Raw genomic sequence first — 10,216 nt, forward strand, 5'->3', positions numbered from 1 at the left:
GCGGCGCTTCGTGCACGCCTAAACATTCATATGATATACTTCTTTATGTCGAAACTTCATAGATCGCGAGAACCATCATGCTGAGTACTGAACATAAAGCCATCATTTCCGCCACTGTGCCTATCCTGGAGCAAGGCGGCGAAGCGCTGACCCGCCACTTCTACCAGTCCCTGTTCCGCGACTATCCGGAAGTAACGCCGTTCTTCAACCAGGCCAACCAGGCCGGCGGTACACAGCAGCGCGCGCTGGCCAATGCGGTGCTGATGTATGCGAAAAATATCGAGAAGCTGGAAAACCTTGGCCCGCTGGTCAACACCATCATCAACAAACACGTGTCGCTGCAGATCCAGCCGGAGCACTACCCTATCGTCGGCGCCGCGCTGCTGAAGGCGATCCGCGAAGTGCTGGGCGCGGAAGTGGCGACCGATGCGGTGATCGACGCATGGGGCGCGGCCTACGGCCAACTGGCCGACATCCTGATCGGCGCGGAAGAAAACATCTACAAAACAAATGAGCAGGCCGAAGGCGGCTGGCGCGGCGCCCGTAGTTTCAAGGTCGCCAGCAAAACGGTGGAGAGTGACGAAATCACGTCCTTCGTGCTGGTGCCCGCCGATGGCGGCAAGGTGGTGGTGCACAAGCCAGGCCAGTACATCGGCCTGACGGTGAAGGTGAACGGCGTTGAGCAGCGCCGCCAGTACTCGCTGTCGGCCGCAGCGAATGGCGCCGATTATCGCATCAGCGTGAAGCGCGAGGACGGTGGTCTCGTATCCGGTTTCCTGCACGATCAGGTGCAGGTGGGCGATACGCTGTCGCTGTTCCCGCCCGCCGGCGACTTTGTGCTGGCAGACAGCGACAAGCCGCTGGTGCTGATCAGCGGCGGTGTCGGCATCACGCCAACGCTGGCGATGCTGACGGCGGCGCTGGCCGGTTCGCGTCCGGTGCACTTCATCCACGCCGCGCGTCACGCCGGTGTGCACGCCTTCCGCGAGCATATCGATGCGCTGGCGGCCAAGCATCCGCAGTTGAAGCGTTTCTATTGCTACGAGAAGGCCGATGACGCGCATGCGTCGCAGCCGCATGCCACCGGTTACCTGAACCAGCAGCAGCTGGCCAAGTGGCTGCCGGAGACGCGCGATGTCGATGCCTACTTCCTCGGTCCCAAGCCGTTCATGAAGGCGGTCAAGGCGCAGCTGCTGGAGCTGGGCGTGCCGGCATCGCAGACTTACTATGAGTTCTTTGGCCCGGCAGAGGCGCTGGCCTGATACGGTTTTCAACTATGTAAAGCCGGATTTCTTCGTGTACTCGGGTGAAGGCGGATGCAATACTAAAAGCATCAACGCCTCCCCCCAAGGAAAACATGAAGCGCAGAACCCTGTTGAAACTGGCGGCCGGCAGTGCCGCTGTCGCCGGTTTTTCTCCCGTCTCGCTGGTCGTCGCCGCTCCGCTCAAGGAGCTGCGTCTGGACTACGCTTACTACTCGCCTGCTAGCCTGGTGCTGAAGCGCTTCGGCTGGCTAGAGGATGAGTTCAAAGCCGACGGCGTTCAGGTGCGCTGGGTGCTGAGCGCCGGCAGCAATCGCGCGCTGGAATATCTCAACGCGAACAGCATCGACATCGGTTCGACTGCGGGCCTGGCTGCCTTGCTGGCCAAGGCGAACGGCAATCCGATCAAGACACCTTACATTTTCTCGCGTCCCGAGTGGACCGCGCTGGTGGTGCGCAAGGATTCCAACATCCGCTCTGTCGCCGATTTGAAAGGCAAGAAGGTCGCCGCCACCAAAGGCACCGATCCTTACCTGTTCCTGCTGCGGTCCTTGCAGACTGCAGGCCTGAAACGCAGCGATATCGAACATGTGAGCTTACAGCATGCGGATGGCCGCGCGGCGCTGGAACAAGGCAAGGTGGATGCGTGGGCCGGTCTCGATCCACACATGGCAGCCAGTGAGCTGGAAAGCGGCTCGAAGCTGATTTACCGGAATGTGGCTTTCAACACCTACGGCTTCCTGAACGTACGCGAAGACTTCCTGGCGACCCGTCCGGCGGAAGTGGCGCGCGTGATCAAGGCATATGAAAAAGCACGTGCATGGATACGAGCGAATCCGAGCGAAGCGGCGAAGATTTTGTCAGAAGAAGCCAAGGTGTCGCTGTCCGTCGCGCTGTTGCAGGTGAAGCTGCGCACGGACTTCAGCAATCCACAGCCTGGCGCAGAGCATGTGAAGGCCTTGCAGGTCGCTGCGCCGATCCTGAAGGCGGAAGCGCTGGTGAAAGCCGACACGGACCTGAACCGCGCCATCGCGGAGCTGGTCGACACGCGTTTCGCGCAGCCCTATATCGCGCGTAGCTAGGAGCGGTAAGCATGAGTAATCACCTCGCCGCGCCGGTGGATGCGCCGTCTGCGGCGGATGCGGCGGAACTTGCCCATGCCGCCAGCGCGGCGCGAGCCGGTCTGGCGTCGCTCGTGCGCGGTGTGGCCGGGCAGCGCGCGCGCCGCGTGCTGCTTGCCTTGCTGCTACCGGTGACGGCGCTGCTGGCGATGGAGTTTTCTGTGCGCGGCGGCTTGATTCCTTCAAACCTGCTGCCGGCGCCAAGCCAAATTCTCGATACGCTGCGCGACCTTGGCGCACAAGGCCTGTTCGGACATATCGCCGCCAGCACCTTGCGTGTGGCGGCCGGCTTTGCGAGCGGCGCGATACTGGCTGTGCTGCTGGGCGCCACGGTCGGCTTGAGCCGCCACGCAGAAGCTATTCTCGATCCGACGTTCCAGGCACTGCGCGCGATTCCATCGCTGGCGTGGGTGCCTTTGCTGCTCCTCTGGCTAGGCATAGACGAGGCGCCAAAAATCGTGCTGATTGCGATCGGCGCCTTCTTCCCGATCTACATGGGCGTCGCCTCCGGCATACGCGGCGTGGACCGCAAGTTGATTGAAGTCGCTCGACTCTACCGGCTCTCCAACATCGCTTTGACCAAGCGCGTGCTGCTGCCTGCCGCACTGCCAGCTATCCTGACCGGCTTGCGCAACGGCCTTAGTCTCGCGTGGATGTTCATGGTCGCCGCAGAACTGATCGCCGCCAGCAAAGGCCTAGGCTACCTGCTCTCCGACGGCCGCGAAACCAGCCGCGCCGACATCGTCCTCGCGGCCATCACCTTGTTGGCCATCCTCGGCAAAATCAGCGACACGCTGATGGCCGCCATTGAACAACGCAGCCTCGCATGGCGCGACAGCTACGCGTGAGCATTGCACTCGATATTCACGTCAAAGAAAAGCGCTACGGCGCCCGCACCGTGATGCGCGACGTCAGCCTGCAACTACAACAAGGCGAAATCGTCAGCCTGATCGGCGCCAGCGGCTGTGGCAAAAGCAGCCTGCTGTCCATCGCTTCAGGACTGGACCAGAATTTCAGCGGCGAGATCCGGCTCGATGGCGCGCTCCTGCAAGGCGCCAGCAGCGACATCGGTTTTATCTTCCAGGAGCCGCGCCTGTTCCCGTGGCTGACAGTTGCGGAGAATGTCGCCTTCGACAGCAACAACGCACTGTCGACGCAACGATTGGTCACGCGCCTGCTGGCGGAAGTCGGCCTGCACAACCATGCCAACGCGCTACCCAAGCAGCTCTCTGGCGGACAAGCGCAACGCGCCGCCATCGCACGCGGCTTGTTCACACAGCCGCGCGTGCTGCTGCTCGATGAGCCCTTCTCCGCCGTCGATGCCTTCACGCGCATGAAGCTACAGGACCTGCTATTGAAAGTGGCCCTGGAACACCAGCTCACCGTGCTGCTGGTCACGCACGACATCGACGAAGCACTCTACCTGAGTGACCGCATCGTCCTGCTGGACGGTGGCCTGACCGAGTTCCATCCCGGCCCGGCCCCGCGCAAACGCGGCGACGTGGATGCGGCCCAGCTCAAGGCCGCAATCCTCGACAGCCTGCACGTTTAGAACTTGGCGCGCACGCCGAACACCACGTTACGGCCAGGCAGCGGCGCGATATCCTTCAACACCGAAGTCGAAGTGCGGATCTCGGCGTTGGTCAGGTTCTTCGCCAGCAGGAACCAGGTCAGGTCGTAATCGCCCAGCTTTTGCGTGTACGAAGCGTTGGCGTTCAGCTGGTTGTAGGACGGCGTGGTCGTGGTCTCGAACGACGCCAGGCGATCCTGCGATTGCGCGTGCACCAGCGACAAACCAGCGCGCCAAGCGCCCATCTTGTACGCGGTGCTCACGCCGACGCGGCTGGCCGGTTGCAGCGGCAGGTTGCCGCCCCGTTCCAGCTTGCCGTGCGTGGTGTCGGCGAACAGACGGCCAGACCAGCCGGCGCCGGTCGGGTTATATTCCAGCTCCGCTTCCGCGCCCTGGATCGTGGCGTCAGCCTGCTCGAAGATACGCTCGCGCAGTTCGCCGCCCGGATTGCCTTCTTCGTCCAGCAGCTTACCGGTGATGTGGCCGTAGATGAAATCACTGACCTTGTTACGGAATAGGTTGGCCTTCCAGCGCACCAGACCCGAGGTCTTCTGCAGGTTGACTTCGATATTGCGCGAGGTCTCCTTCTTGAAATCGGCGTTACCGATATCGAAGGTTACAGTGGCGTCGTGCGGACCGCTGGAGTACAGCTCCTCAGTCGACGGCGCGCGCTGCGCATACGACAGGGTCGCGCCCACTGCGTAGCCAGGCACGAACGGCCACAATGCACCTACCGATCCCGATTGCAGGTTGAACGAGCGGTCCACGCCCGTCACCGGTTCGCGCTTGACGCGCTCCACACGTGCGCCCGCGTTGAACTTGACCGGGCCGATGTCGCGTTCTTCCACCAGGAAGGCCGCGTTGGAGGTCGAATGCGTGACCGGCACCGTATCCGGTCCGCCTTCCGCGCTCAACGCGGAGAAGTTGGTGTTTTCAGTTTGCACGCCGAAGGTGCCGTGCCAGCCGGCCACCGGTTTGTGCGCCAGTTCCACGCGCGTCTCCAGCGAGTGGTTCTTGAACAGCACTTCCGGCGCGCCGTCTTCGCCGATTTCGGCGTGCTTGTAGTCGGTGTAGCCGGCCTTGAACTTAAAGCTCTCGAAGCCTGCAAACGGCGCCTTTACCAGGCTATCGATGTCGTAGCGATTTTGCTTTTGGTCGATCTTGGAGCCTTCCTCACTTGGAATGCCGTACACATTCGACAAGCGCGATGCCGATACGCCGACAAAGCCCCAGCTGTCCACATACGAACCGCCGATGCCGCCGGTGCGCGAGCGCGTATCGGAATGCTGCAAGCGGCCGACCGGCGTGTTGTAGTCGTCGGCATTGCGCAGGTTACCATCGATGTGCCATGCCAGCTTATCGACCGAACCATCCAAGGTGCCGGAGGCATTGCGGCCACTATCTACCGTGCTGGCGCGTGCTTCCATCTGGCCGGTCAGCTTTGGCTCCAGCGTGGTGGGAATACGTTCGTTGACGACATTGACCAAGCCGCCGATCGCGCCCGAGCCATACAGCAGCGCGGCCGGGCCGCGCAGGATTTCGATCTGCTGTGCCACCGCGCCTTCCGCCGCCACTGCGTGGTCGTTGGACAGGCCGGAGACGTCGGAGACGGCCATGCCGTTCTCCAGCATCTTGACGCGCGCGCCTTCCAGTCCGCGAATAATGGGGCGCGATGCGCCAGCGCCGAACGCCGATGCGGACACGCCCAGTTCCTGCGACAGCGTCTCGCCCAGCGAGCTACCGGCTTTGTCGCGCAGCTCATCGCCGGCCAGCACCTTGGCCGGTGCCAAAATTTGTTCGTTGGCGCTATTGCCAAATGGGTTAGCCGTAACAACAACTTGTTGAACCGGTGCGGCCTGGCCGAAAGCCAGCGACGAATAAGCGGACAGGATCGCGCTGGCCAGCAGCGTGCGTTGAATCTTCATGTAAAACCTCTAGCGATATAAGTGACACGCGCGCAGCAGCGCCTTCCCGGCGGCTGCGGCGAAATAAAAATCAAAACGGATTTCGGGTGTCAGGCCAGAGGGGGTGCGCGCGATTGGAAGACGCAGGTGGTCCGTTCGCACGCAGCCAGCGTTGCCGGCAGGTGCACCGGACCGGTGCTGAGGGTGGAGATAGCGAGTGTGAGCGGCGAACTGGTAATGGCCGCAGCCATCTGCGCCACCGACACGCATTCCGCGCAGACCTTGTGCACGGCTACGCGCTTGCGGTGCTCGGCATGGTCTTCGTCGGTCAGTACCAGGTTTTGCTGCTCGATGCCGCTCCAGTGGCTGTAGACGTGCGTTACCCCGACCTGCTGCGTCAGGAGCAGCAGGAGCGCAAGGAACACGTGAACAAAGGGAGTACGGCGCAACATGGCCGATATTCTAACCGCAAGCGCGCCGCCTGCGCCAGCAGGCATTAATGTTATGATGCGCGGCCATGAAAAAACCGCTCATCACTCTCGCCTGCGCATTGACGCTCACCGCCTGCGCACCCTTCACTGCCCGCCAATCAGCCTCTCAAGACATCACGGTTTCCAGCCTGCGCTACATCGGCGAGCAGCGTTTGCCGTGGCGCCAGCAATTCCAGGGCACGACCATCGGCGGCTTGTCCGGCATCGACTACGACGCCGTCAACGACGAATGGGTGATGATCAGCGACGACCGCTCGCAATTCAATCCTGCGCGCCTGTACCGCGCCAAGCTGTCCTACGATGCGCGGTCGTTCAAATCGGTGCAGGTCACCGGCGTGACGACGCTGCTGCAGCCAGAAGGGACGCCCTACCCTTCGCGCGAGGAATACAAACGCAGCATCGGCATGGTGCCGGACCTTGAAACCATCCGCGTCGATCCTCAGGACGGCAGTATCTGGTATGGCAGCGAGGGCGATGTCGGGCTGTCGCTCGATCCCTTCATTCGCCGCGCCGCGCCGGATGGCCGCCACCAATTCACGCTGCCGCTGCCGCCGATGTTCACGGTGTCGAAGGAGCACAAATTCGGCCCGCGCCACAACCAGAGCTTTGAAGGCTTGAGCTTTACGCCGGATGGCCGCACCCTGTGGGTGTCGCTGGAAGGCCCGATGTACCAGGACGGCCCGGAGCCGACGCCGGCGCAAGGCGCGGTCAACCGCATCACCCACTTCAGCCGCGACGGCAAGGTGCTGGGCCAGTATGCCTATCCGCTCGAACCGATTCCGGCCGCACCGGGCAAAGGCAAGTACGCCGACAACGGCATTTCGGAAATCCTGTCGCTCAGCGAACAGCGCATGCTGGTGATGGAGCGCTCCGGCGTGCAGGCTGATGACGGCAGCTACAAGGATTATGTGCGCATCTACGAAATCGACGCCACGGGTGCCACCGATATCCAGCAGCTGCCGACCTTGAAGGACGCCAGCTACCAGCTGGTGAAGAAGCGTTTGGTGCTGGACCTCGGCACGCTGCATTTGCCCATCGTCGACAACCTGGAAGGCATGTCGTTCGGGCCGCGCCTGGCCAATGGCCACGCCAGCCTGGTGCTGATTTCGGATGATAACTTTAGCAAGACACAAGTCACCCAGCTATTGCTATTCGAATTGCTTCCATGAATCTGTCATACTATTGCTTTTAGTGGCTATCCCAAACAACGATGGACCCGAGACGCGAGCATGTCAGGCGCCTGCTACAGGTGGACGCCTACATCACTGACCTTCATGGAAAGAATGCACAACCGGCGCAGATTATCGATATCTCGCGCATGGGCGTGGCATTTGTCAGCGATACCGCCATGCCGACCAATGAGCAGTACCTCTTGAGCTTCAACTTCCCCGGCAGTGACATCCGCAACGAGATCACGCTGACGGTGCTGCATTGCGCCAGCATCGGCTCGCAGGGCCGCTTCCGCAACGGCGCGCGCTTCCTCGTCATTTCCGAAGCCTGCGCCGACCGCATCTTCGAATACGTCACCACCGCACCGGCATAAGCAGCCTACCAGCCGATATCCTTTAATAGCGGGTAGGTCAAGTCGAACGGCGGCTGGCCCTCGTGCTTGAGATCGGCATTGATGGCTGGCTCCATCAACTGATTCGGCGTGGCGCTGGTGTCGTAATGCGATACCGACGAGCCCGGCTGATTGGGGCGCGGCGCGTACATCAGCACCCTGCCCAGTACATCCGTCCCAGCACGCAGCGCCAGGTTCACACCGAGGTTGGCAAACAGTCCCGAGTGCATGCGCGTGCGCGCGGCAATAGCTTGCTTGAGCGCCGCACCATCCTCTAGCGTGATACGCACGGCCGAAATGACGATGCGTGTATCGCTGCCACCCAGGCCCGGCGGCGGCGCAGCGGCCACGTTGTCCACGACAATCACACCAATCGCACCGGCATTCTGCACATTGCGCACCTTGACCACGAAGGTGCACAGGCCACGGTCCACCAGCGCAATTTTTCCTTTCACCGCCAACGCGTTGACCACTGACAGCGGCGCGCAGGCCAGCCCCAGGTCAGGCGGCGTGTCGATCACGGGCATCACCTCGCCGGTCAGCCCCGGCGTGCCCAGCGGCGGACCAAACGCTGCCGTGCCTACTTGAATCACGCCCGCCACAGCTGGCGGTGACAAGATAGTGAGCACCGGCGTGCCGGCTTGCAGCACCGCACTGGCCGCATTGGTGACCCGCACCCCGCTCCACACCAGCTTGCCTGACTTGACGGCCGAGGCCGCGCGCTCGGCGTTGTTCATGTCTTTCCACACTTTGCCAGTGCTGGTATCGAGAAGGAAGTAATCCCAGATGCTGGGAAGGCCGGCCAGCAGCTCGCCGCTTTGGTCGTCGGTATAAGTCTGGAAGCCGAGGCCATGTGCGAACTCATGCAGCAACACCGTCACCAGGTCGGTGTTGGCGCCGTGCTGGTTGTCGAGCCCAAGATAAAACGGCGAACCGGTAAAGCAGCCCGGCTGGCCAAGATTGACGTTGAAACGCGCCCGCACATCCGGCGTGGCAGGGTCGGCGTCGAGGCCCAGCAGCTTGTTGGTCTCGGCCTTGCCGAACCACGCATGGGCTTGCGGCGCGCCGGGGAAATCGGCAAACACTTCCAGCGCGCCGGCGCTACCCAGCACGGCGGCGGTGTCGGTGCACGGCAAGGCGTCCCAGGTAGCCAGCACGCGAATCAGCACGCTGCTATCAAGCGTCGCGCCCCATTTGCTGGCTGCGGCCTGGAATGCGTTGAGGCGCTGTGCACCCAGCGTGGTGCCGGTGTTGCCGCCGACCGGCGCCACCGGTGTCGGGTCGTTGAAGCCGATGCCAGCAGGATCGCCGTTGACGATGGTAATGGTGGCGGCCGGCCAGCAAGCGGACGAGACCAGCAGCGCGGCGATGGCGAGCAGGCGTTTCATTTTCGTTCTCCTGGCAGCGGCGCACAGGTTTCGGTGACGCTGCCATCAGCGGCTTTATGCGCTAACGCAAAGCGGGCCTGACGCTCATCCAGCATCAGGCTGACGCCGCCGTGTGCTGCTTTGGGCAGCGGCGGCGCCTGGCGGACCAGCGGCGCCGGTGCGCGCGCGGCCGCCGTCAACAGTGCGGCCTGTTCGGGATTGGGGCCGGTCAGCTGGCCGGTGACAGGATCTTTGTAGGCCATGAAGCCGCCCTGCCCGGCAACCGACGGCGCCAGCGGTTGCGCGACGACCTGCACGTGCGGGAAGCTCATGATGCCGTCGTTACCGGCCTGCGCCGCCATCATGCTGGCGTACACACCGGCCGCTGCCAGCCAACGCTTGCGCGGACGGCATCCAGCGCGCAGCGCCAGTGCGCCGAGGCAGATCAGCGCCACCGTGCCTGGTTCGGGAATGGCGTTGATGCTGAGGCTGTCGATACCAATGTAGTCGCCATTGAGACTGATGTCATCGACCACGTAGCGGAAGGCAAAGCGGCCGCGGTCCGGCGTGGCCAGGCCGTTGACCAGCAAGGTGTAATCCTGCCAGCCGGTGTCGGTACGGGATTCGTAAGCGGCCAGCAGATCCTTGCCAGCGTACACCTCCACGCGGTCAAGCAAGCCTTCGCCGAGGAGGCGTAGCGAGAACGTCAGCGACTCGCCATTGGCCAGCACCACTTCCGGCGTCAGCAGCCAATTGCTGACCGAGCCGCCAAAAGCTGCATTGTTGAAGTTGGCCGCGATATAGGAATCCGCCCCCGTTACTATATACAGACCTTGATCCTCAAGGTTTTGGCCAGCCAAGTTCGGCATGATTGTTGCCCCCAGTCGCCCATGATCCGGGGGGTGTTGTCACCGAACTTGGTGGGTGGCTGGTGATCGCT

The 10,216-nt window shown here is 62.5% G+C and carries 10 protein-coding genes; 6 read left to right on the forward strand and 4 right to left on the reverse strand.

What is annotated here, in order from left to right; translation table 11 throughout:
- Positions 1-77 precede the first annotated feature (77 nt).
- The 4 genes from hmpA (at position 78) to GTP46_RS06800 (ending at position 3,935) form a co-directional block, all read left to right on the forward strand.
- Positions 78-1,262 (forward strand): NO-inducible flavohemoprotein, encoded by a 1,185-nt coding sequence (gene hmpA, locus GTP46_RS06785; RefSeq protein ID WP_161005834.1) that lies wholly within the window; start codon positions 78-80, stop codon positions 1,260-1,262.
- A gap of 95 nt (positions 1,263-1,357) precedes the next feature.
- A complete protein-coding gene (locus GTP46_RS06790; RefSeq protein WP_161005835.1) occupies positions 1,358-2,344 on the forward strand; it encodes an aliphatic sulfonate ABC transporter substrate-binding protein in 987 nt (328 codons plus the stop codon).
- 11 nt (positions 2,345-2,355) lie between these two features.
- Positions 2,356-3,231, forward strand: a complete 876-nt coding sequence (locus GTP46_RS06795; protein ID WP_161005836.1) for an ABC transporter permease — start codon at positions 2,356-2,358, stop codon at positions 3,229-3,231.
- Entirely contained in the window at positions 3,210-3,935 is a 726-nt protein-coding gene (locus GTP46_RS06800; RefSeq protein ID WP_161005837.1) for an ABC transporter ATP-binding protein, read from the forward strand. The genes GTP46_RS06795 and GTP46_RS06800 overlap by 22 nt, the downstream gene beginning before the upstream one ends.
- On the opposite strand, the gene GTP46_RS06805 is transcribed toward GTP46_RS06800, so the two are convergent.
- Together GTP46_RS06805 and GTP46_RS06810 are read right to left on the reverse strand one after the other, a co-directional pair.
- Positions 3,932-5,878 carry a TonB-dependent receptor gene (locus GTP46_RS06805; protein ID WP_161005838.1) on the reverse strand — a complete coding sequence of 649 codons (1,947 nt, stop codon included), beginning with the start codon at positions 5,876-5,878 and terminating at the stop codon, positions 3,932-3,934. The two genes, GTP46_RS06800 and GTP46_RS06805, sit on opposite strands and share 4 nt — an antisense overlap.
- Before the next feature lie 89 nt (positions 5,879-5,967).
- Positions 5,968-6,309, reverse strand: a complete 342-nt coding sequence (locus GTP46_RS06810; protein WP_161005839.1) for a hypothetical protein — start codon at positions 6,307-6,309, stop codon at positions 5,968-5,970.
- A 65-nt stretch (positions 6,310-6,374) separates the two neighbouring features.
- On the opposite strand from GTP46_RS06810, the gene GTP46_RS06815 reads away from it, so the two are divergent.
- On the forward strand, positions 6,375-7,517 hold the full coding sequence (locus tag GTP46_RS06815; protein WP_161005840.1) for an esterase-like activity of phytase family protein: 1,143 nt from the start codon (positions 6,375-6,377) through the stop codon (positions 7,515-7,517).
- A 41-nt stretch (positions 7,518-7,558) separates the two neighbouring features.
- Positions 7,559-7,891: a PilZ domain-containing protein gene (locus tag GTP46_RS06820; protein ID WP_161005841.1), complete on the forward strand. Its 333-nt coding sequence runs from the start codon at positions 7,559-7,561 to the stop codon at positions 7,889-7,891.
- Between the two features lie 5 nt (positions 7,892-7,896).
- Here GTP46_RS06820 and GTP46_RS06825 read toward each other — a convergent pair whose 3' ends face one another.
- Positions 7,897-9,297 (reverse strand): PA domain-containing protein, encoded by a 1,401-nt coding sequence (locus GTP46_RS06825; protein ID WP_161005842.1) that lies wholly within the window; start codon positions 9,295-9,297, stop codon positions 7,897-7,899.
- A complete protein-coding gene (locus GTP46_RS06830; RefSeq protein ID WP_161005843.1) occupies positions 9,294-10,145 on the reverse strand; it encodes a choice-of-anchor J domain-containing protein in 852 nt (283 codons plus the stop codon). The genes GTP46_RS06825 and GTP46_RS06830 overlap by 4 nt, the downstream gene beginning before the upstream one ends.
- Between the last annotated feature and the right edge of the window lie 71 nt (positions 10,146-10,216).

It is taken from the genome of Duganella flavida, assembly GCF_009857445.1.
Classification (GTDB): Bacteria; Pseudomonadota; Gammaproteobacteria; order Burkholderiales; family Burkholderiaceae_D; genus Rugamonas; species Rugamonas flavida.

Bases quoted from the DNA above. Each gene is read 5' to 3' on its own strand.
- GTP46_RS06830 (WP_161005843.1), bottom strand. From the start codon at position 10,145: ATGCCGAACTTGGCTGGCCAAAACCTTGAGGATCAAGGTCTGTATATA.
- GTP46_RS06820 (WP_161005841.1), top strand. From the start codon at position 7,559: ATGGACCCGAGACGCGAGCATGTCAGGCGCCTGCTACAGGTGGACGCC.
- GTP46_RS06805 (WP_161005838.1), bottom strand. From the start codon at position 5,878: ATGAAGATTCAACGCACGCTGCTGGCCAGCGCGATCCTGTCCGCTTAT.
- GTP46_RS06795 (WP_161005836.1), top strand. From the start codon at position 2,356: ATGAGTAATCACCTCGCCGCGCCGGTGGATGCGCCGTCTGCGGCGGAT.
- GTP46_RS06825 (WP_161005842.1), bottom strand. From the start codon at position 9,297: ATGAAACGCCTGCTCGCCATCGCCGCGCTGCTGGTCTCGTCCGCTTGC.
- GTP46_RS06790 (WP_161005835.1), top strand. From the start codon at position 1,358: ATGAAGCGCAGAACCCTGTTGAAACTGGCGGCCGGCAGTGCCGCTGTC.
- hmpA (WP_161005834.1), top strand. From the start codon at position 78: ATGCTGAGTACTGAACATAAAGCCATCATTTCCGCCACTGTGCCTATC.
- GTP46_RS06810 (WP_161005839.1), bottom strand. From the start codon at position 6,309: ATGTTGCGCCGTACTCCCTTTGTTCACGTGTTCCTTGCGCTCCTGCTG.
- GTP46_RS06800 (WP_161005837.1), top strand. From the start codon at position 3,210: ATGGCGCGACAGCTACGCGTGAGCATTGCACTCGATATTCACGTCAAA.
- GTP46_RS06815 (WP_161005840.1), top strand. From the start codon at position 6,375: ATGAAAAAACCGCTCATCACTCTCGCCTGCGCATTGACGCTCACCGCC.